Annotated in this window: 18 protein-coding genes and 1 pseudogene; 7 read left to right on the forward strand and 12 right to left on the reverse strand. The window is 44.3% G+C overall.

Features of this window, described 5'->3' with window-relative positions; translation table 11 throughout:
* The 3 genes and pseudogenes from MED222_RS22375 to MED222_RS00555 all read left to right on the forward strand — a co-directional run.
* Positions 1-97: pseudogene (locus MED222_RS22375) on the forward strand (translesion DNA synthesis-associated protein ImuA); the annotation flags it as partial.
* A gap of 3 nt (positions 98-100) precedes the next feature.
* Complete coding sequence (locus MED222_RS00560) at positions 101-1585, forward strand: Y-family DNA polymerase (protein WP_009848994.1); 1485 nt, start codon at positions 101-103, stop codon at positions 1583-1585.
* Positions 1586-1679: 94 nt separating this feature from the next.
* A complete protein-coding gene (locus tag MED222_RS00555) occupies positions 1680-4772 on the forward strand; it encodes an error-prone DNA polymerase (RefSeq protein ID WP_009848993.1) in 3093 nt (1030 codons plus the stop codon).
* Between the two features lie 309 nt (positions 4773-5081).
* Here the strand turns inward: MED222_RS00555 and MED222_RS00550 are convergent, their stop codons facing one another.
* Both MED222_RS00550 and mlc read right to left on the reverse strand, forming a co-directional pair.
* The gene (locus tag MED222_RS00550) at positions 5082-6023 is read right to left on the reverse strand and encodes a chemotaxis protein CheV (RefSeq protein ID WP_009848992.1); all 942 of its coding nucleotides are present in this window, start codon (positions 6021-6023) and stop codon (positions 5082-5084) included.
* Positions 6024-6190: 167 nt separating this feature from the next.
* On the reverse strand, positions 6191-7408 hold the full coding sequence (mlc, locus tag MED222_RS00545; protein ID WP_009848991.1) for a sugar metabolism global transcriptional regulator Mlc: 1218 nt from the start codon (positions 7406-7408) through the stop codon (positions 6191-6193).
* 319 nt (positions 7409-7727) lie between these two features.
* Here mlc and pyk point away from each other — a divergent pair, with 319 nt between their 5' ends.
* Positions 7728-9176 (forward strand): pyruvate kinase, encoded by a 1449-nt coding sequence (gene pyk, locus MED222_RS00540; RefSeq protein ID WP_009848990.1) that lies wholly within the window; start codon positions 7728-7730, stop codon positions 9174-9176.
* Between the two features lie 178 nt (positions 9177-9354).
* Here pyk and MED222_RS00535 read toward each other — a convergent pair whose 3' ends face one another.
* Both MED222_RS00535 and cydH read right to left on the reverse strand, forming a co-directional pair.
* A complete protein-coding gene (locus tag MED222_RS00535; RefSeq protein ID WP_009848989.1) occupies positions 9355-10551 on the reverse strand; it encodes a patatin-like phospholipase family protein in 1197 nt (398 codons plus the stop codon).
* A gap of 41 nt (positions 10552-10592) precedes the next feature.
* The gene (gene cydH, locus MED222_RS22380) at positions 10593-10682 is read right to left on the reverse strand and encodes a cytochrome bd-I oxidase subunit CydH (RefSeq protein WP_102248935.1); all 90 of its coding nucleotides are present in this window, start codon (positions 10680-10682) and stop codon (positions 10593-10595) included.
* Positions 10683-10827: 145 nt separating this feature from the next.
* Here cydH and MED222_RS00530 point away from each other — a divergent pair, with 145 nt between their 5' ends.
* The 3 genes from MED222_RS00530 to MED222_RS22150 all read left to right on the forward strand — a co-directional run bounded on the left by MED222_RS00530 (position 10828) and on the right by MED222_RS22150 (position 13480).
* Positions 10828-11421, forward strand: a complete 594-nt coding sequence (locus tag MED222_RS00530) for a hypothetical protein (protein WP_009848988.1) — start codon at positions 10828-10830, stop codon at positions 11419-11421.
* Positions 11422-11918: 497 nt separating this feature from the next.
* Positions 11919-13379, forward strand: coding sequence for a sodium-dependent transporter (locus MED222_RS00525; protein ID WP_009848987.1), 1461 nt, complete (start codon positions 11919-11921; stop codon positions 13377-13379).
* Between the two features lie 2 nt (positions 13380-13381).
* Positions 13382-13480 carry a methionine/alanine import family NSS transporter small subunit gene (locus MED222_RS22150; protein ID WP_009848986.1) on the forward strand — a complete coding sequence of 33 codons (99 nt, stop codon included), beginning with the start codon at positions 13382-13384 and terminating at the stop codon, positions 13478-13480.
* A gap of 59 nt (positions 13481-13539) precedes the next feature.
* Here MED222_RS22150 and MED222_RS00520 read toward each other — a convergent pair whose 3' ends face one another.
* The 8 genes from MED222_RS00520 to fabF all read right to left on the reverse strand — a co-directional run.
* Positions 13540-13944: a hypothetical protein gene (locus MED222_RS00520; protein ID WP_009848985.1), complete on the reverse strand. Its 405-nt coding sequence runs from the start codon at positions 13942-13944 to the stop codon at positions 13540-13542.
* A gap of 228 nt (positions 13945-14172) precedes the next feature.
* Complete coding sequence (gene ptsG, locus MED222_RS00515) at positions 14173-15603, reverse strand: PTS glucose transporter subunit IIBC (RefSeq protein WP_009848984.1); 1431 nt, start codon at positions 15601-15603, stop codon at positions 14173-14175.
* Between the two features lie 444 nt (positions 15604-16047).
* Entirely contained in the window at positions 16048-16815 is a 768-nt protein-coding gene (locus MED222_RS00510; protein WP_009848983.1) for a TatD family hydrolase, read from the reverse strand.
* The gene (locus MED222_RS00505) at positions 16806-17771 is read right to left on the reverse strand and encodes a DNA polymerase III subunit delta' (protein WP_009848982.1); all 966 of its coding nucleotides are present in this window, start codon (positions 17769-17771) and stop codon (positions 16806-16808) included. Before MED222_RS00505 ends, MED222_RS00510 begins: the two co-directional genes overlap by 10 nt.
* Positions 17772-17777: 6 nt before the next feature.
* The gene (gene tmk / locus MED222_RS00500; protein WP_009848981.1) at positions 17778-18410 is read right to left on the reverse strand and encodes a dTMP kinase; all 633 of its coding nucleotides are present in this window, start codon (positions 18408-18410) and stop codon (positions 17778-17780) included.
* A 10-nt stretch (positions 18411-18420) separates the two neighbouring features.
* Positions 18421-19437 carry an endolytic transglycosylase MltG gene (mltG, locus tag MED222_RS00495; RefSeq protein WP_009848980.1) on the reverse strand — a complete coding sequence of 339 codons (1017 nt, stop codon included), beginning with the start codon at positions 19435-19437 and terminating at the stop codon, positions 18421-18423.
* Complete coding sequence (pabC, locus tag MED222_RS00490) at positions 19434-20312, reverse strand: aminodeoxychorismate lyase (RefSeq protein WP_009848979.1); 879 nt, start codon at positions 20310-20312, stop codon at positions 19434-19436. The genes mltG and pabC overlap by 4 nt, the downstream gene beginning before the upstream one ends.
* A 103-nt stretch (positions 20313-20415) precedes the next feature.
* Positions 20416-21608: beta-ketoacyl-ACP synthase II (fabF, locus tag MED222_RS00485; RefSeq protein ID WP_009848978.1), on the reverse strand; the 1193-nt coding region annotated here is incomplete at its 5' end.

A 21608-nucleotide genomic window follows, 5' to 3' on the forward strand; every position in this document is an offset into this window, starting at 1 on the left:
GCCGTTACTCACAGAAAAAGTCATCGATGAAAACAACTCAATTCATGCGTTGTCTGGTAACACTGTGCTTGCTTTCCCTATTGCGAAGCAAGGCTAGCGTATGTTATGGCTTTATCTGCACTTTCCATCTCTGCAGTTGGATACCTTGTTTAATTCTGAGCTATCTAACTCCGAGAAAGTTCACTCTAATGAAGAGTTACACGAGCAACCTATTATCATCGTGGATGAAAAAGATCACCGTGTGCTGCAAGCTAACCAAGCTGCGCTGCAATCGGGAATTTCACTTGGTATGGGGCTAGGGTCTGCGGCGGCGCTGTGTCACAACTTACACGTCCACCCTTACAGTATTGAGCTAGAAAAAAGTAAGCTCAAAGAGATCGCTCAATGGGCGTATTTGGTCACTTCTGACATGGCTTTACTGCCACCCAATGGATTATTGATTAAGGCCTCTAACATGCTGTCGCTTTATGATGGGCTAGATAACTACTGGCATGAACTCAAAAGCCATTTAGAAACGCTCAATATCCAGTTCAGCTTTGCTACAGGTTATTCGCCGCTTTCTGCAATCCTTTTAGGCAAACAATCCATCAACCAAGCGACGAACAATGTTGAGCAGATGAAAGCTTGGGTTAACCAACAAGCACTGAGTTCAAGCGAACTTCCTGCTAAACAAGTTGAGCGCCTGAATCGTGTTGGTATCAATGTCGTTAAAGACTTATTGAAACTGCCTTTGCAAGATGTCGCGCGCCGCTTTGATATCGACTTGGTGAACTATGTTGGTCGTCTTAATGGGCAGTTCAAGCACCCGATTGATTTCTATCACCCACCAGAGAGTTTCCAACAATATTTGGAGCTGCTGTTTGATATTGAAAACATCCTGTTCATCGAAAAGCCTTTGCTGAAATTGTTGAATCAGCTCGAGTGTTTTTTGAGGTTACGCGACCGAGTGGCTTTCGAGTTAACGCTGACTTTGCACCTAAGGGATAAAGACGACCACCCTGTCTCTTTTTATTCCGCGCAGGGCGATTACCTTGCTGTCAAATGGGCAAACCTAACGCATCTAACCTTAGAGTCACTGAAGATAACAGCACCCGTACAGGGGCTGACTCTCTCTTTGATTCGTCATGGAGAACCGCAAGTCGCCTACCATGATCTTTTCGATGGCAATACAGGAACGCTTGCTGCGCTAGATTTGCTCTCGCTGCTTCAAGCAAAGCTCGGGCAAGCTTGTATTCAGACTCCCAAAATACTGCACGATCCAAGGCCAGAAAAGGCCAATCAGTATTCGCTCCCAACACTGAGTAAGTCTGTGGCAAAAAAGCAAACGCCCCCAGAGAGCGAGCAACAAACCATAGTTCTCAACGTCCATCAACAACGACTCCGGCCCAGTATTTTACTGCCAGAGCCCGAAGCCTTAACCGAAAGCGTCACCTTATTTCAAGGCCCTGAGCGCATTGTGTCTGGCTGGTGGGATGGTGAAAAAATCATTCGTGACTACTTTATTGCTCACAGTGAAAACGGTCGATGGTTATGGGTATTTAGAACACCAGATAAACAGTGGTTTTTGCACGGCTTATTTAGCTAACCAACAAAAGTTGAATCGCCAACCCGCACCATTTACTCAATTTAAACGCCCTTTTCAATCATGTTCACTCGCAATGGTTAAGTGAGATTACGTTATGTCTCAGCAATACTCAGAGCTATTTTGCCAAAGTAATTACTCCTTTCTAGAGGGAGCTTCGCATGCGGAAGAGCTTGTTTTACAGGCCGACTTCTTACGTTACAAAGCACTCGCGGTTACTGATGAGTGCTCAGTCGCGGGCATCGTTAAGGTTCACTCAGCAATCAAGCAACATAAACTGTCGCTCAAGCAAATTGTCGGGAGCATGTTTTGGTTAAATGAAGAGTGCCAAGTGGTTTTGCTATGCCCAAATAGAGAGGCCTATGCCGAGCTGTGTCGTATTATTACCAACGCGAGACGTCGTAGCAGCAAAGGACATTATCAGCTCTCTGAGTGGGATATCATGTCGGCTAAGCACTGCTTCATTCTTTGGTTTCCTCAACAGAAAAATGAAGACGCGCACTGGGGGCAATGGCTCTCCCAGCACCATTCAGGTCGGCTTTGGATCGGCTTACAACGACACCTAAAGCAAACCGACCAGCAATACACAGATTACTGCGTTGAGCTGTCACAACATCACCAACTGCCGATTACAGCTTGTGGTGGCGTGCTGATGCACAACGCGAACCGCTTACCCTTACAGCACTCACTCACTGCAATAAAGTACCAACAGCCCATTACCGAAGTGGGCAATCACTTACTCGCCAATGCCGAGCGCTGTTTACGCAGCATCAATAAGATCTCTCATATATTCAAAGCTGAGTGGCTAGAAGAGAGCAACCGAATCGCTGAGCTGTGTGAATTTGATTTAGATAGCTTGCGCTACGAATACCCAAGCGAGCTGATCCCTCAAGGTGAGACACCCATGAGCTACCTACGCATGTTAGTCGAAAAGGGAAAACGAGCTCGCTTCCCGCAAGGTGTACCTAATGACATTCAACAAATCATAGATAAAGAATTGAGGCTAATTGACGCGCTTGACTACCCTTTCTTTTTTCTCACCATTCACGACATAGTCATATTTGCCAAAAGCCAAGGCATTCTTTACCAAGGTCGAGGTTCAGCGGCCAATTCCGTGGTCTGTTACTGCCTAGAGATCACCTCTGTCGACCCAAGACAAATCTCAGTGCTATTTGAACGCTTCATCAGTAAAGAGCGCGATGAGCCGCCCGATATTGATGTCGATTTTGAGCACGAGCGCCGTGAAGAAGTCATCCAATACATCTACAAAAAATACGGTAGAGAACGTGCAGCACTTGCCGCAACTGTCATTTCATATCGCTTTAAAAGCGCGGTCAGAGATGTCGGCAAAGCTTTAGGGCTACAAGAAACTCAGCTTGATTACTTTATAAAGAACACCAATCGCAGGGACAAAAGCTTAGGTTGGCAGGCTCAGCTCACTCAATTGGGGCTACAGCCTGATTCTTTGAAGGGACAGCAGTTTATCCATTTGGTTAATGAGATCATCGGCTTTCCACGTCACCTGTCTCAGCATGTTGGCGGCTTCGTGATCTCTTCTGGGCCTTTGTATGAATTGGTTCCCGTCGAAAATGCGGCTATGCACGATCGAACCATAATTCAATGGGATAAGGATGATCTTGAAACATTGGGGCTGCTGAAAGTTGATGTACTCGCGTTAGGTATGCTCTCTGCGATTCGTAAATGTTTCGACCTGATCAAACGCATTCACGGGCGATCACTGACCATTGCTGAGATCACCCGCCTTAAGGATGACCCTCAGGTTTACGGCATGATTCAGCGAGCAGACACCGTCGGGATCTTCCAAATAGAGTCACGCGCGCAAATGAGCATGCTGCCAAGGCTCAAACCAAGGACTTATTACGACTTGGTGATTCAAATTGCTATCGTACGTCCTGGGCCTATTCAAGGCGATATGGTTCACCCATTCTTAAAGCGCCGAGATGGTATTGAGCCAATCAGTTATCCATCTAAAGACGTGGAGTCGGTACTGTCGCGCACTTTGGGTGTGCCGATATTCCAAGAACAAGTGATTAAGCTCGCGATGGTTGCCGCAGGATTCACAGGTGGAGAGGCGGATCAGCTCAGACGCGCGATGGCCGCTTGGAAGAAAAATGGCAACGTCTTTAAGTTTAAAAACAAACTCATCGAGGGAATGCAAAAGCGTGGCTATGAGACAGAATTTGCTGAGCAGATCTTTAAACAGATATGCGGCTTTGGCGAATACGGTTTTCCTGAAAGTCACTCGGCTTCGTTTGCGGTGTTAGCGTATTGCTCAGCTTGGTTGAAATGCTACTACCCAGAATGCTTCTATACTTCCTTGCTCAATAGCCAACCTATGGGGTTTTATAGCCCATCACAGTTGGTACAAGACGCACAACGACACAATGTGGTAGTTCTTCCGGTATGTGTGAACGCCTCACAAGACAACCACACTGTCATCGCTCATCAGAATGGTTTAGCGATTCGCTTAGGGCTGCGACAAATCAAAGGATTCAGCGAACATGGGATTCAAAGCGTGCTCGCCAATCGGCCACAATCCGGTTATCGCCACCCTAGCCAGGTGAAACAGTTATCGATGAATAAGAAAGATATCGAGCTACTGGCATCGGCCAATGCGCTACATAACGTATCGGGAGACCGCTTCCAGACTCGCTGGGCAATCATGGACTCCGCTTCTGATTTACCTCTGTTTAGCCAAGTCTATGACGATGTTGGGGATGGACATGACGAACATGCACTGCACAAACCCAATGAGATGCAAGATCTACTCGAAGACTTCACCAGTGTCGGAATTTCATTGAACAAACACCCAATCACTTTGCTAGAAGAAGCGGGACGATTAGGTCGATTCACACACATGAAGGATTTAATACAGCAAAGACACAAATCTATGGTCACGGTTGTTGGATTAGTCACAGGAAAACAAGCTCCCGGAACCGCGGCAGGTGTTACCTTTGTTACATTAGAAGATAACACGGGCAATATTAATGTCGTGGTATGGGGAGCAACCGCGCGCTCTCAACAGCAAGCTTATCTGACAGCCAAAGCGTTAAAAGTACAAGGCATATTAGAAAAGGAAGGCGAAGTTGTGCATGTTATAGCGGGTAAACTCATCGATATTACCGATGACATTATTGGTTTGAACACCAAATCCCGAGATTTTCATTAACGAATCAAGTTGCCCTCCAAGAAACGCTAGAAACGAAAAAGGGAAGCATCCGCTTCCCTTAAATTCAAGTTGTTGAGTTATACCTCAACGTCCGCTTCCGTACGTCTTTTCTTAAATTCCCTATACAGTAATAAGCTCAAAGTCATGACGACTTTAGACGTTAACCATATCATTCAGAGGAACTACCTTAGATTGTGCATGAAAAGTTACGTTAGTAGTTGAGCATATTTTGTTAAAAAACATGCTGTATCAAATACTAGCAAACGTTTTCGCCAAGGTCATTCGAAACAAACCGTACAGCTGCATTAATTACAAAATCTGACGCATTCGCTCTTGAGTTACTTCAACTAAGAGGTCTGGTTGGAATTTAGAAATAAAGCGATTACACCCTACTTTCTCAACCATGGCTTCATTGAAACTACCACTTAATGAAGTATTTAGCGTAATAAACAAGTCATGCATTCGAGGATCAGTTCGAACTTCATGAGTCAGTTTGTAGCCATCCATTTCTGGCATTTCAGCATCGGTGATCATCAATAGTATTTCTTGATTGATGTCTTTGCCTTCATCACACCACTTCTTAAGTAAAGTCAGTGCTTCTAAGCCGTCACAACATTCGATAATGTTCAAACCAAGTTGCGACAAGGTGCCTTTGATCTGGTTGCGTGCTGTTGAAGAATCATCCACGATAAGTACATTACGGCCAACCATTTCATTCGCTAACTGCTGATCTAGAACACCGTCAGAAATCGACACATCGTAGTCGATGATCTCCGCTAACACCTTTTCAACATCGATGATCTCAACGATTTTGTGCTGCTCTTCTTCTTGGATATGCGTGATAGCAGTTAAATAGTTTGCTCGACCCGTAGTCTTTGGTGGCGGTTGGATTTCTGTCCATGTCGTATTCACGATATTACGAACTTGTCCAACCAAGAAGCCTTGTACGGTTCGGTTGTATTCGGTAATGATCAAGTTGTTTTCTTGAGTCTCATCACGTGATGGTGGGAAACCAATCGCACTGCGTAAGTCAATCACAGGTACAGATTCACCACGTAAAGAAGCAACACCCGTAATATGATGGTGAGAGCCTGGCAAGCGAGTGAGTACAGGCACTTTTAAGACTTCTTTCACTTTAAATACGTTAATCGCAAATAGTTGGCGACTATTTAAGCTAAATAACAAGAGTTCCAGACGGTTTTCACCGACGAGTTTAGTTCTCTGATCAACAGAATTTAAAACGCCAGACATACAACACCTTAGTGACAAATAATAACTGTGGCTACAATAGCCTAATTCGATAGGTTAAAGCAAAGCGCAAATACACAGATGCTTAAACTAAGTACAACAAATGCTGTTATACATAGTTTAAGTGCATGGAAAGGGTTAAAGGAAGGCTAAAAACGATAAAAAAAGGGTTAGCCTTCAATCACTTTCATTAACAATTGGCCATCATATAAAGCTTGTTTAACAAGCGCAGCACCTGGCATGGTGGCTTGTTTATAGAATCGAGATTCCACCAGTTCTAAATCTTGATGGTAAACCGATAAACTCTGCTCTTCGATACACTTTTGAATCGCAGGATACAACACGCTTTTAGCCTGATTGATAACACCACCTATCAAGATTTTCTCAGGATTGAAAAGGTTGATCACAATCGCTATCGCGGCACCTAAGTAACGACCTAACTGTTCAATCACTTCAACAGCCAGTGGATCACCATCAGCAGCAGCAGCGCAGATCTGTTCAATTTTGACATCTTCAAACGCCGTTAGTGATGATGCCTCGCCATTAGCCAATCTTTCTTTGACTTGCTCACGGAGAGCCTGTGAACTCGCAACCGTTTCTAAACAGCCATGATTACCACAATGACAAAGCTTGCCTTGTTTATCGATCTGAATATGACCTAGCTCACCGATGTTACCGTGGCGACCTTGCAATACTCGGCCGTCGAGAATGATCCCTGCACCTACACCGTGGTGAATCGAGATCAAAACGGAATTATCGTTATCTTGAGAGTGACCAAACAGCTTCTCTGCTAATGCCCACGCTCGGGTATCATTGGCAATAAAGACAGGTAGACCTGTTTCTTTGTAGATCTCAGGACCCAACGCTAAGTTTTTAACGTTGTAGTGTGGCATCTGCAACACAATTCCCTGCTCAGAATTCACAAGCCCAGGTAGCGTAACCGCAATACTTGTTACCCTATCGAGTTGCTCGGCATAAGTTTGAAAAAACTCATCAATTTCATGCAGAAGACGCGCAAGTACATCGTCTTGGTCACGTTCATGAATATCAATCTTAGTATCGATAAGTACATCGCCGCCCAATTCATGAAGCGCGATAGTGAGATACCCACGACCAAGACGCATCGACAGAAACTGCCAACCTTCGTTATTGGTTTGCAGACCGACAGCAGGACGCCCACGAGTCGTGGCTTCTTGAACCGTCGTTTCGTGAATAAGGTGAGCTTCAATGAGTTCACGGGTAATTTTAGTAATACTCGCCGGGGCCAACTCACTTTGCTTGGACAGATCGATACGAGAAATAGGACCTTTAAGGTCAATTAGTTTATATACACGACCAGCATTGACCTGTTTGATATGATCAATATGGCCCGGTTGAGCCATGTACATTTTACGCTCCAGAAATCATCAACGCGGTAATTTTTTTACTTTGCGAAGTAATTGTGAAGTCACTTGGTATATCGCCGTGACCCGTATCACGTATATACATGAATCTTTGTGTATCTAGTCAAATAGTTCGAGAAAAATTAGTACCTACATCGATAAATTGAGACTTAATTTTCTTAATGAAACATCGTTATTGAGTCCTGAATACAATAATTGGATACAAATAAAGAAATATCCTCCTAGCTCCCAATAAATAATCAATTAATGCATATACTTAATTAAGTCTTTTAAAAGATTACTTGGCCTCACTCTAGGAGTATTCATGACAGCCGAATTAAGAAAAACGAAAATCGTCACAACGCTAGGCCCTTCTACTGATAAAGGTAACGTGCTTGAAGAGATCATCAAAGCCGGCGCCAATATCGTCCGTATGAACTTCTCTCACGGCACTAGCGACGACCATATACAACGTGCAGAAAATGTCCGAGCAATAGCCAAAAAACTTGGTACTCAGATCGCTATTCTCGGTGACTTACAAGGTCCCAAGATTCGAGTGTCAACATTCAAAGATGGCAAAATCCAACTTGCCGTTGGTGACCAATTTACTCTCGACAGTAGCCTTGGTTTAGGCGAAGGCAACCAACAAGCGGTCGGCCTTGATTATAAAGAATTACCTAACGACGTTTCAGCTAACGACATCCTGCTGCTAGACGATGGTCGTGTACAGCTAAAAGTAACCGAAGTGGAAGGTTGTCGCGTTCATACCGAAGTCATCATTGGCGGCCCTCTCTCGAATAATAAAGGCATAAACAAGAAAGGCGGCGGCCTGTCCGCAGAAGCGCTGACAGAAAAAGACAAGCGCGACATCGTCACCGCCGCACAAATCAAAGTGGATTACCTTGCGGTGTCTTTCCCACGCAACGGCGAAGACATGCACTACGCTCGTCAACTCGCACGAGAAGCAGGTTTAGAAGCTCACCTTGTAGCAAAAGTAGAGCGAGCAGAGACGGTAGCCACTGTTGAGAACATGGATGACATCATAATGGCCTCAGATGTGGTCATGGTAGCTCGTGGTGACCTCGGAGTCGAAATTGGCGACCCTGAATTGGTCGGAGTACAAAAACAGCTTATACGTCGTGCTAGAGCGCTTAACCGAACGGTGATCACCGCAACTCAAATGATGGAATCGATGATTTCAGCGCCAATGCCAACCCGTGCCGAAGTCATGGACGTTGCCAATGCGGTACTTGATGGAACAGATGCGGTCATGCTTTCAGGTGAAACAGCTGCAGGTGATTACCCGGTCGAAACCGTAAAATCGATGGCTGAAGTGTGTATTGGTGCTGAGAAAATGGCGGGGATTAACAACCAATCCAATTACCGAATTGACCGCACGTTTGTGACCGCCGAAGAAACCGTTTCGATGGCGACTATCTACTCGGCAAACCATATGGAAGGCATTAAAGGCGTAGTCACTCTCACTGAATCAGGCCGTACTGCACTGATGATGTCTCGTCTAAGTGCAGATATGCCTATCTACGCACTATCTCGTAACGAAGGAACACTTAATCGCTGCACCTTGTACCGAGGTGTAACACCTATCTACTTCGAGACAGAAGCCAAAGACAGTTTTGACATTGCCCTATCTACGCTCACCTGCCTAAAAGAGCAAGAGCATCTTAAGTTTGGCGATCTCGTTATCGTCACTCAAGGCGACATTATGGATGTGGCGGGATCAACCAACTGTATGAGAATCTTGCCTGTCACCTAATGTTTGCCCGTAAGGCGAAACGATTTGCCTAATCTCATGACAAAAAAGGGTTATCGAACCAAGTTCAATAACCCTTTTCATTTCAGAGCACGACTCACTAACGATCAGTTTAAACAGCACGATCAGCTCACAGCATGCTAACTCATCAACTTCAAATATTATTAATCAACCTCAAGCATTACTTCTCAGCAGCAATGGTTGCCAACTGTGGCATGTGTGAACTGCGGGCATTTTTCGTAGAGGTATAAGTTTCAACAAATCGGTAACCGGCTTCTAAACCCAATTCATAATCGTGCAGTAAATCTTCTTTATTACTCATTAATGAATTGGATTTCAGCGGCTTACTCGGGGCAATTTGCACGACAAAAGCATCGTCTGGTGGGGAGTTCAAAAAATCCTGAGTCAATGAGTAAGTTTGGTAATGCACCATCAGCATATCTGCTAAGCCGGAATCAAACTTATCACCAATTAAATGACTTAATCTATAGATGTCATCCGCCCCGAATAACCATCGACCACCATTCAGTAAATCCAAATGTGATCTGTCGCGCTTCTGTTCTTTTGAGCTGAGAATTTGTTGTTGAAAGAACGAGCTCCAATCGGTTTTCCACTGTTCCACTTTTTGTTGCCAATGACCTTGAACACTGTCAAAAGATTCGCGGAACCATTCCAGTTCTTCGGCTGATATCGGTTTGGGTGTTTCTAATCGCGTACTGTTAGCTTGAACCTCTTCCTCTAACGCTGGCTCAGTTCGGATCACAACAATGGAACGGGCTTGTCTACGCCACGCTTCTTGAACCGGGATGCAAGCTGATACACCACCATCCACATAAGCATTGTCGCCAATAAAGATTTCATCATTGTATAAGCGAGGGATCGCACAGGTTGCAATCATCACTTTGTACCAATCTTCACCCAATACTGGGAAGTAGTGATCTCGTAAGTCTTTAGAATCCGTGACGGCTGCATAGAAATGGCGCTCGCCTAGCGTTTGTCGTCCTAAATCCAAATCAAGCTTATATGGGTAAGCCATGATTTGTTCTAAGGCCCATTCTAATCCAAGGTTCTTTCTGTGTCGTATATAAGAAAAGAGATTGAAGAATTCAGGTGATGTTGTGAGGTCGAGAAGGAAAGAACGGCCAAGGCCTTTATCGCGGCACAGATAAGCACACAAATTAAGAGCACCTGCAGAGGTACCAAAAAACTCGTCGAAGGGATCAAAATTTGAAAGAAGAAAGGCATCCAGCACTCCAGAAGTAAAAATACTTCTCTGTCCACCACCTTGGGCGACCAGTGCTGTTTTTCCAGCAATAAACTTAGCGTAATAATCTAAGTCTATTGCTGTATCAATATTGGTTATAATCCCACTATTCATTATTCCCTGAGTATAAAAACCCAGCCTCGCAATAAATGGTATTAACTACCAATTGCAATAAAGCCAAATGAGAGAATGATTGCGTAGATGACAACCGTTATTTGTAGGGCATTTTTCAGATTATGGTCCATAGACACCTCTGTCTTATTATTAATTTGTCGAGTCTCTATTTAAGTACTATCAGGTGTGTGAAGTATCTTCAAGAATCGTCGAAATTAGTCGCACAATATTGATGTAACCATCACAATTAGTAAGTGTATGGATAAGGATATACTCATGAATAACAAAGCAAATATAATGGCACTGATTACGCTTCTCTCCGTTTCGAGCGTATATGCCTCGCCGGAGATCATCATTACTCCGATGGTGGGCTATACAGGCGGTGGCAGTGTCGAAGACCAGGACGGTAAAACCTATGATATGAAAGGGTCTGAAAACTACACCTTTTCGATTGAAACGCCATTTGAAAAAGGACGCATCGGCTTTTTCTATTCTAATCAAAGCTCTGAATTAGAAACACTCAACCTAAGCTCCTCCATCCAATACCTGCACTTTCAAAGTAGCATTTACTACCCAGCTTCTTCTGTGTTGTCTGGTTATTTGGGATTAGGCCTTGGTGCTTCTTACGTCGATGTAGACTGGGCAAAAGATAAGTATGGGTTCTCAACCTCTATCTTTGGTGGTTTAGAGTACAAATTTAGTGACCGATTAGCGTTAAACACACAACTACGTTGGTTAGGTACCGTTGTCGATAACGACACCTCCGGTGTTTGTAACATCCCAAGTAACGGGCAAGAGTGCATCATCCGCTTTGATACCGACTGGATGAACCAATTCCAAGCCAATGTCGGACTGAGTTTTACTTTCTAAGTATCGATGACCATCTCATACCAATAGAACCTCCGAATAGTTGGTCAGTTCAACTATAGAGTGTATGAATTTCAGTCATACGCTCTACTTTTAAATAAAGTCATATAACCTAATAAAACAGAAAAAATTAGACACATAAACCAATCAGAAAACCCCAAACCAATTCATACCTCTAAAATAACCATCATTTAACATCTTAAAGACCATAAGACCACAGTTATTAAACATACCTAATCTATTGCTTTAACCATTCTAACTAGGTAGGCTCATTAGCACGCATCAGCTGAATATTTCAGGTTATGCAAACACACATCAAACAATTAAGAATTATCCGCTGAGTTCTCCAATCGCTAACAACATAATAATCTAAACTTTTGCTTAATCACGGAAGATAAAGTAAACAGTCAAACCGTTTGCCTGTTTTAACTATCATCTCCTTACCAAGCACAGCGTGACGAGAAGCTTCATACCTCAGGGAAGTTGTAAAGGAGTTAAATATGAAGCGAGAACAGTGGGGATCCCGAGCAGGATTTATCCTTGCCGCAGTAGGATCTGCTATTGGTTTAGGAAACATTTGGCGTTTTCCATATATGGCTTATGAAAATGGCGGCGGTGCTTTTTTCATTCCATATCTATTTGCCATGCTTACGGCTGGTATCCCATTTATGATCCTAGAGTTCAGTATGGGTCAAAAATATCGTGGCTCTGCACCTGCAACCTTAGCGCGCATCAACTCAAAATTTGAGTGGCTTGGCTGGTTCCAAGTGGGTGTAGCGGCTGTCATCGCGGTCTACTATGTTGCCGTTATCGGTTGGGCAATTTCATACTTCGGTATGTCATTCAATCAAAGCTGGGGAACAGACACTAACGCATTCTTCTTCAGTGAATATCTAGCTCTAGGTGATAACTCACCGACGAACCTAGGTAGCATCCAATGGGGCATCGCTGGCGCAATGTTACTCGCTTGGGCAATCACTTATGCAGCTATCGTGGGTGGTGTTAAAGCTGGTATCGAACGTGCTTCTAAAGTAATGATGCCAGTGTTGTTCATAATGGTGATTTTGCTTATCGGACGCATGGTTTTCCTTCCTGGTGCTCTAGATGGTGTGAACTACATGTTCGAACCTGATTTCAGCAAGATCTGGGACGTAAAAGTATGGGCTGCTGCTTATGGACAAATCTTCTTCACGCTAAGTATCGGTTTTGCGATCATGCTGGCTTACTCAAGCTACCTGCCTGAAAAATCAGATATTACGAACAACGCGTTCATGACGGTTCTTATCAACTGTGGTTTCTCAATTCTTGCGGGTATTATGATTTTCTCTGTTCTTGGCTACATGGCTCAAGAACAAGGTAAACCATTAACTGAAGTTGTATCAGCAGGCGTTGGCCTTGCGTTTGTTACGCTACCTGCTGCGATTAATTTACTTCCAGCACCGTATATTCTGGGTCCACTATTCTTCTTTGCACTTGTTGTGGCTGGTTTAAGCTCTCATATCTCAATTATGGAAGCAGTAACATCTGCAATTATGGACAAGCTGAACTGGAGCCGTAAAAAAGCAGCAAGTATTGTTATTGGCGTTGGTGTTGTGGTGTCTATGGCATTTGCAACTAACGGCGGCCTACTTCTACTAGACCTAGTCGATCACTTCGCTAACAACGTCGGCATCATGGTAGGCGGATTCATTGAAATCCTTCTAATGGCATGGTTACTAAACAAAGTTAGCGATGTACGTGCGTACGTCAATGAGATTTCAGATTTCTCTATTGGCGTATGGTTTAACGTATGTTTACGCTTCGTCACTCCAGTTATGCTTGCAATCATTCTTGCAACAAAACTAAGCGCATTGTTTACAGACGGTTACGGTGGCTACGACCTGACTCTTGGTTGGGCAATGATCGCAGGATTACTAGCGATTGGCATTATCATAAATATGACAAGTAAGAAGGAAGCATAATCATGACAACGAGTGCGATTATTATGATGGTTCTTGGTCTTGGTATCACTTGGGGTGGTGCTGCAATTTGCATAAAGCGTGCAATGGACAAACAGAAATAACCTTATTTAAACCATTCAAAAATGCCAGCTACTAAGCTGGCATTTTTTTGTCTCATCACCTAGAACTTGTAGGTGATACCCAGTGCACCACCCACTTGTAATTCAACACCTTTATACATGTCGAGCTCAGGGTGAACTTGCACGTACGCATTCCAACCTTCGTAGAAATTCACTTTAATACCTAAAGGCAAACGTAAGCCAAAATCATTATTCCACTCAGCCCAAGCACCTGCACCGACATACCAACTCAACGGAGCTTCAGCCTCAAACTGACCACGCTTCAAAATGTAGTCAAATGCAGCACCGTCGTTGCCAATCGTGGCACGGTATTTCTGATCAAATTCGACAACGACACTCAGGTCTTGGTCTATGGCTAATCCAACTTCCAAATCTGGAGCTTCAGAAGCATGCACAAACGCGGCTCCGCTGCAGCACATAAGGCCGATCAAATAACGATGTTTCATAATATTCTCAGACTGTTTTTAAAAATGATAGTGTACTGGGTTCACAAAGAGAGGTGTCATCGCTAGGTAAAAGCGAACTGGTGCTCAAGGTTCGGTATCGGCCTTTAACACATAGAGTTGAGTAGAACTAGTTGAGTAAGAAGAGCTTAAGCGTGAGGATATTTTGCATATTGCAGAAAACAAAAAAGGAGGCCGTAAGGCCTCCTTTCAATTTATTGAATCAGCGAATTAACCGTTGTTACGGATCCACTCATCCATGTCTGTCTTAAGGTTGTCAGACTTAGTACCGAAGATAGCTTGTACGCCACCAGCAACTACAACAACACCTGCAGCGCCTAGTTTCTTCAGTTTGTCTTGGTCAACAAGAGCGGTATCAGCTACTGCAACACGTAGACGAGTAATACAAGCGTCAAGACCAGTGATGTTCGCTTTACCACCGAATGCAGCAACTAGCTCACCAGCAAGTTCAGAACCTGTAGCAACTACTTCTTCTTCAGATTCGTCTTCACGGCCCGGAGTTTTAAGGTCAAGTGCTTTAATCACAGTGCGGAATACGATGTAGTAAATTGCAGCGTAAGCAACACCACATACAACCATTAGACCCATCTTAGACGCGTTGCCAGATAGAACTAGGAAGTCGATTAGACCGTGTGAGAAAGATGTACCGTGTACAAAACCTAGAGTGTTCGCAAGAACGTATGCAGAACCAGCTAATAGAGCGTGGATTGCGTACAGTACAGGAGCAACGAATAGGAATGAGAATTCGATTGGTTCAGTGATACCCGTTAGGAATGAAGTCAACGCAGCAGAAGCCATGATGCCCATTACTTTAGCACGGTTTTCAGGTTTAGCTGAATGTGCAATCGCGATTGCAGCAGCAGGTAGACCGAACATCTTGAACATGTAACCACCAGCTAGCTGACCGAAGCCATTGCCCGCTGCACGAGATGCGTCATCAGCAACTAGGTAACAAGTAAGAACACCGTTTTGAGTTTCGCCAGCAGCATTTACACAAGTACCAGCTTCGAAGAAGAAAGGTACGTTCCAAACGTGGTGAAGACCAAATGGAATCAGAGAACGCTCAACGATACCGTAGATACCAAACGCCACTTGTGGGTTTTGGTGAGCAGCCCAATCAGAGAACGCAGAAATAGCGCCGCCAACTGGTGGCCATACTACAGATAGTAGGATTGCTAGACCAATCGCAGAGAAACCTGTGATGATTGGCACAGCACGCTTACCAGCGAAGAAGCCAAGGTACTCTGGTAGTTGAATACGGAAGAAACGGTTGAATGCCCAAGCAGCAACACCACCGACTAGGATACCACCTAGTACACCAGTGTCGATTTTATCAACGCCCATTACACCAGCCATTACGCCTAGTGTAGCAGTCATGATGCCGTAACCAACGATAGCAGCTAGACCAGCTACACCGTCGTTATTAGTAAAGCCAAGTGCTACGCCTACTGCGAACAGTAGTGCCATTTGACCGAATACTGAACCACCCGCTTGTTCCATTAAGTTTGAAACGATTTCTGGAATGAAAGGAAGGTCTGCTGCACCGACACCTAGCAAAATACCCGCAACTGGTAAAACTGATACTGGTAGCATCAGAGACTTACCAACTTTCTGCAGGCTAGCAAAAAGGTTCTTAAACATGTTTATGCTCCTGATAAAGATAAAATAATTATATGGGTCCTAACGGCACACCCCCGTAGCCTATATGTTAGCACCCAGTGAAAATGTAACCATGTATTGCATTATATTTTCTGCCGCTAAATATATATTGATGGGGAACTAACTTTCTAGTCACTTACGAAATTTAGTTTCAAAACACGTCTTGGATCACATGTCAAATATAGAAATGCAATGCTTTACAACCCACTAACTAACTGAAAAACAAACAAATTATAATCACCCTCTATTATTTTACTGAGTAAATAAAATAGAGGGTAATGTTATTTTTAGTAACAAAATTACAAATGTTGCAATTCACGCTCTCAAGTTCAACATATTCCGTAAACATTAAAAAAAAACGCATTTTTGGTGATCAAAAACACAAAAAGGGAGCTTTCGCTCCCTTTTGTTTGTTTAGTTAGATTTCTATCGCAAAAAAAGTTTTTGGTAATTTTTGGTCGTTTGTTCAGCAACCTCTTTCATTGATACCCCTTTTAACTGGGCGATATAAGCCGCAACTTCGACTACATATGCAGGCTGATTCTCTTTACCACGATATGGAATTGGCGCCAAATATGGCGAATCCGTTTCGATCAGCAACCTATCTAGAGGTAGGTTTTTCACAACGTCTTTAAGTTCTGTGGCTTGTTTAAAGGTCACAATTCCTGAGATCGAGATATAGAAACCTAATTCCATTGCCGCTTCAGCGAACGCTTGATCTTCAGTAAAGCAGTGAATCACACCACCACACTTCTCTGCTCCACCATCGCGTAAAATAGCTAACGTATCTTCACGCGCGTTACGCGTGTGGATGATCAAAGGTTTATTAAGCTCAACAGCCAACTCAACGTGCTGCTTGAACCTGAGCTGTTGTAGCTCTGCAGTCTCTGGTTGGTAATGATAATCTAGGCCAGTTTCACCAATCGCCACCACTTTAGGGTTGCTCGCGTACTCACGCATTCTGTCTAAACAGAAGTCGCTCTCTACGTCGAGAGGGTGAACGCCACACGAAGCCTTAACGTTATCAAACGGCGAGATCATCTCAAGCATGTTTTCAAACGAATCCAACGTCACACCGACAGAAAGCAGTTGGTCAACGTTGGCTGCTTTCGCTTTATTAACCACGTCTTCTACGCTGGTGTGTAAATCTTGGTAATCCAGTTTGTCTAAATGACAATGGGAATCTACGAACATGTTTCCTCGCAAGTGGCTATCAGCCAATTCATTATGAGTAGCTCCGTATTGAGCCCAGGGTGTAGCTTGAACTGCTCAATCAATATCAGCAGTTTATTCGACGCTGCATAAGCACTTTGATAAGACATCACCTCACACAGTGCTTTCGCACTCGGAATGATAGCCTGATTAGCTAAACCAAAATGCAGCTTTTGTACATCTGACAATAAATGCCAAAGCCAGCTAAGTTGAATCAAAGGGTCTTTGCTAAGCTCTGTAGAGAACTTCAGCATGTCGGGTTGAGTGCCTTTTATCACATTCACAAAGCCATCGAGCGCTTTTGTTGAAGCTTCGACGCCACCTTGATCAAACATTGCTTTCGCTTTCAGGGGGGCGTTGTCGTTCAATGTCAGTATGTACTGAGGAACCGTTTTACCGACTTCTCCATTTAACCATGCCGATCCTGCATCTAATTGTGGACACACCACATTAAATTGCTGGCAACGGCTAAGAATAGTTGGCATTAAGCGATTACTGTTACGCGTTGAAAGGATGAAAATACAATTACTCGCAGGTTCTTCCAGTGTTTTCAACAGCGCATTAGACGCCGATTCATTCATCGCTTCAGCCGGACTCAGCAAAATGACACGCAAGCCACCCAACTGTGACGATTGTTGAGCCCAGCGGTTACTCGCACGCACTTGGTCAACGGTAATCGATTTACCTTCTTTCTCAGGTTCGATCACATGGAAATCCGGGTGACTCCCCGACTTCATCAGTTCACAACTGTGGCAAAATCCGCACGCTTCACTTTCGTAATTAACACACATCAATGCATCGGTAAGTTGGCTAACCAGCGCTTCCACACCAAGCCCTTCAGGCGCATTAACGATCACAGAGTTAGGAAAACGTTCTGCATCGAGACTTTTTTTCCACTCACTCCATACCGGTGTGAGCCAAGAATACACTTCAGCCATGACTACCTACTGTTTATTGAGCCAAGCACTGAGCGCGACTTTAATATCAGCGGCTACTTGCTCAAGCTCTTGCTGTGCATTAATCACGAGTACAGAATCGTCTTGCCCTGCAATTTCTAAGTAACGCTCACGCGTGCGATCGAAAAATGAGATGTCCATCTTTTCGATTCTATCAAGCTCACCACGACCTCTAGCACGCTCTAGCCCGACTCTAGGGTCTAGGTCCAAATATAGTGTTAAATCTGGCTTAAAACCGCCTAGCGTGGTTTCTTTCAGTGATTCCATCGTAGTGCGTGCGATCTGACGACCACCACCTTGATAAGCTTGAGATGACATATCATGGCGATCACCCAACACCCATTTACCACTGTCTAGTGCAGGCTTGATGACGTTTTCTACTAATTGAACACGCGCTGCGTACATCAGCAGCAACTCAGTCATGTCTTGAAGCTTCTCGCCCTCGTGTTCTTCTTTGACCAACGAGCGCATCTTCTCGGCAAGCACGGTACCACCGGGTTCACGAGTATTAACGATGTCAGCGACACCGGCTGTTTTCAATGTCTCAACGATGGCATTGATTGCTGTACTTTTGCCAGCACCTTCAAGGCCTTCAACCACGATAAATTTCGACTGATTCATAATTCTTTCTTTATTTGTTTTTTCTTAATTGCTTTAAGTAAGCTCGTACTGCACGGTTATGCTCAGTCAAACTCTTTGAAAATACGTGACCGCCCGTTCCACTCGCAACAAAATACAGGTAGTTGCTCTTCTCTGGATTCAGAGCCGCGTTGATAGACGCTTTACCCGCCATCGCGATCGGTGTTGGCGGTAAACCGCTCATTGTATAGGTGTTGTACGGCGTTGGTGTGCGTAGATCTTTCTTTCGAATATTACCCTTGTAGCTAGCACCCATGCCGTAGATAACCGTTGGATCAGTTTGCAAACGCATACGCTTGTTCAAGCGGTTAACGAACACAGAAGACACACGCTCACGCTCAGAAGCGACAGCAGTCTCTTTTTCGATGATAGACGCAAGAATTAAAGCTTCATACGGCGATTTAAGAGGCAGCTTATCGGCTCTGTTTTCCCACTCATCATTGACCACGTTCATTAGATCTCGGTGGGCGCGTTTCAACAAATCTAAATCCGTTGTGCCATAGGTGTAGTGATACGTTTCCGCTAAGAAAAGACCTTCAAGCTTTTCATTTTCGATACCAAGCTTTTGTGCGATCTCTTTTTCAGAAACATCATTCAACGTCTGCTGAATGAATTCGTTGTCTTTTAGCTGAACAAGCCACTCATCAAAACGACTGCCCTCTACGAAGGTAATAGTAAATTGGTGCTCTTTCCCTTCTACAAGCACTTGTAACGCCTGTTCTAGGGTTAAACCTGGTTCGAGCAGGAATGTACCCGCTTTTACGTCTACAAGCTCAGGATGTAACTTACGGATTAATTTCTCGTAAGGAGAAGCCTCAAACAGCCCTTCATTAATCAACTGTGCGAGGACGCGGTTAAAGCTGCTGCCTGAAGCAACAGTAACAACTTGTGGTTTTTCCAATTGAATAACTTGTTTCAGGTTATCTTGCGCTTGGTTGTAAACATAAAAACCAGCAGCCACGGCTGCGATTAGGCACAAGATAATAAAAATAAATAACTTTTTGATCACGAGTTTAGTTGTCCTTGAAGGCTACGAGTAACGGTTCCAATGTTGAATTGGGTATCACTAATACGGGTAACTGGGGCAACCCCTAAAATGGAGTTGGTCATGAAAACCTCATCAGCTTGCATGAGTTGAGATAAGCAGTAGTCACTAATAGTAACGGAAAGTTCAGCTTGATTCAGCGCGGTTAACACTTGCTTACGCATAACCCCTGCAACGCCACTTTGCGTCAGTTGAGGAGTGTGAATCGTCTGCCCTTTTCGCCAAAACAGATTAGCCATGGTGGTTTCAATCACGTTACCTGATATATCCAGAACCACGCCATCCACTTCACCGGCCTGATCCATTTCATCTTTCATCAAGATTTGCTCAAGGCGATTATTGTGCTTATGACCGGCCAATAATGGGCTCAAACCCAGTGCTTGTTGGCAGATACCGAGTTCTACACCGGAATCTTGCCACGCGAAATAATGACTTGGGTAATCAAATGTACTGATGGTTATCGTTGGCTTGGCGATATTCTTGGTACTGTAGCCACGACCGCCTGCCCCACGGCTAACGTGCAGCTTGAGCCCTGCTTTTTCATTATGAGGCTTGTTTTTTTCTTGAAGATTCGTTGAACCATCAAGGCTCTTTGTACCAGGAGGCGCATTGTGTTGGATATGTTCAAGTGCATTATCGAGCCAAAGGTTAACCGTATTCCAATCAAGTTCGGAAATGCGTAACGCTTTAAGACAATCATCAACACGACGCTGATGATCGTGAAAATATTGAATCTGGCCATCTTGAACAAGCATGGTAGTAAAACAGCCGTCTCCATACTGAAACGAGCGATCTAAGATATCGACAGTTTGCTGACTTTCTCCATCAACCCAAAACATGTTTTTCCCCATAAAAAGAAACGGCTCAATGCTAAAGCATCGAGCCGTTTAAAAACAGTTCTAATTATGACTATCTACGATGTTTGACTCTTATATAAGATGATTAAATCTTTTTGAAGATCAAACAGCCGTTAGTACCACCGAAACCGAATGAGTTACATGCAGCATATTCCATGCCGCTAACTTTACGCGCGGTGTGAGGTACTAAGTCAATATCTAAGCCTTCTTCAGGATCATCTAAATTGATTGTTGGTGGAACAATTTGATCAATTAGAGACATCGCTGTGATGATAGCTTCAGCAGAACCCGCAGCACCTAGAAGGTGGCCTGTCATTGACTTCGTAGAAGAAACCAAGACTTGCTTGCTGCCTGCTTCGCCAAGAGCACGCTTGATGCCCTTCACTTCCGCTACGTCACCTGCAGGAGTCGAAGTACCGTGTGCGTTAACATAACCGATTTGTTCACCAGTAATGCCAGCATCACGCATAGCCGCTTCCATTGCTAGTGCGCCACCAGAACCATCTTCACTTGGAGATGTCATGTGGTAAGCGTCACCCGACATACCGAAGCCAACTAGCTCACAGTAAATCTTAGCGCCACGAGCTTTAGCATGTTCATACTCTTCAAGAACCATCATGCCTGCACCGTCACCAAGAACGAAGCCGTCACGGCCTTTGTCCCATGGACGAGAAGCTTTTTGAGGCTCATCGTTACGAGTAGACAGTGCTTTAGCCGCACCAAAACCGCCCATACCTAGTGGTGTCGATGCTTTTTCAGCACCACCCGCTAGCATTGCGTCAGCATCGCCGTATGCAATCATACGAGCCGCGTGGCCAATGTTATGTAGGCCAGTCGTACATGCTGTAGAGATCGCGATGTTTGGACCGCGTAGGCCACGCATGATAGACATGTGACCCGCAATCATATTCACGATCGTCGACGGTACGAAGAACGGGCTGATTTTACGAGGGCCTTTTTCAGTTAGAGCCTTGTGACCAGCTTCGATCAAACCAAGACCACCAATACCAGAACCGATAGCAACGCCTACACGAGGAGCGTTTTCTTCAGTAATAGTTAGGGCTGAATCATCTAAAGCTTGAATACCTGCTGCGACGCCGTACTGGATGAACAAGTCCATCTTACGAGCATCTTTTTTAGTCATATACTCTTCGCAGTTAAAGTCTTTAACTAGACCTGCAAAACGAGTTGAGAAATTGGTTGCATCAAAATGATCGATATTAACGATACCACTTTGACCAGCTAGCAGGGCTTTCCAAGAAGATTCTACAGTGTGCC

Source organism: Vibrio sp. MED222 (assembly GCF_000153005.1).
Classification (GTDB): domain Bacteria; phylum Pseudomonadota; class Gammaproteobacteria; order Enterobacterales; family Vibrionaceae; genus Vibrio; species Vibrio tasmaniensis_A.

Excerpts from the sequence above, each read along its gene's own strand:
- MED222_RS00560 (WP_009848994.1), top strand. The coding sequence starts at position 101 with ATGTTATGGCTTTATCTGCACTTTCCATCTCTGCAGTTGGATACCTTG.
- MED222_RS00555 (WP_009848993.1), top strand. The coding sequence starts at position 1,680 with ATGTCTCAGCAATACTCAGAGCTATTTTGCCAAAGTAATTACTCCTTT.
- MED222_RS00550 (WP_009848992.1), bottom strand. The coding sequence starts at position 6,023 with ATGTCTGGCGTTTTAAATTCTGTTGATCAGAGAACTAAACTCGTCGGT.
- mlc (WP_009848991.1), bottom strand. The coding sequence starts at position 7,408 with ATGTACATGGCTCAACCGGGCCATATTGATCATATCAAACAGGTCAAT.
- pyk (WP_009848990.1), top strand. The coding sequence starts at position 7,728 with ATGACAGCCGAATTAAGAAAAACGAAAATCGTCACAACGCTAGGCCCT.
- MED222_RS00535 (WP_009848989.1), bottom strand. The coding sequence starts at position 10,551 with ATGAATAGTGGGATTATAACCAATATTGATACAGCAATAGACTTAGAT.
- cydH (WP_102248935.1), bottom strand. The coding sequence starts at position 10,682 with ATGGACCATAATCTGAAAAATGCCCTACAAATAACGGTTGTCATCTAC.
- MED222_RS00530 (WP_009848988.1), top strand. The coding sequence starts at position 10,828 with ATGAATAACAAAGCAAATATAATGGCACTGATTACGCTTCTCTCCGTT.
- MED222_RS00525 (WP_009848987.1), top strand. The coding sequence starts at position 11,919 with ATGAAGCGAGAACAGTGGGGATCCCGAGCAGGATTTATCCTTGCCGCA.
- MED222_RS22150 (WP_009848986.1), top strand. The coding sequence starts at position 13,382 with ATGACAACGAGTGCGATTATTATGATGGTTCTTGGTCTTGGTATCACT.
- MED222_RS00520 (WP_009848985.1), bottom strand. The coding sequence starts at position 13,944 with ATGAAACATCGTTATTTGATCGGCCTTATGTGCTGCAGCGGAGCCGCG.
- ptsG (WP_009848984.1), bottom strand. The coding sequence starts at position 15,603 with ATGTTTAAGAACCTTTTTGCTAGCCTGCAGAAAGTTGGTAAGTCTCTG.
- MED222_RS00510 (WP_009848983.1), bottom strand. The coding sequence starts at position 16,815 with ATGTTCGTAGATTCCCATTGTCATTTAGACAAACTGGATTACCAAGAT.
- MED222_RS00505 (WP_009848982.1), bottom strand. The coding sequence starts at position 17,771 with ATGGCTGAAGTGTATTCTTGGCTCACACCGGTATGGAGTGAGTGGAAA.
- tmk (WP_009848981.1), bottom strand. The coding sequence starts at position 18,410 with ATGAATCAGTCGAAATTTATCGTGGTTGAAGGCCTTGAAGGTGCTGGC.
- pabC (WP_009848979.1), bottom strand. The coding sequence starts at position 20,312 with ATGTTTTGGGTTGATGGAGAAAGTCAGCAAACTGTCGATATCTTAGAT.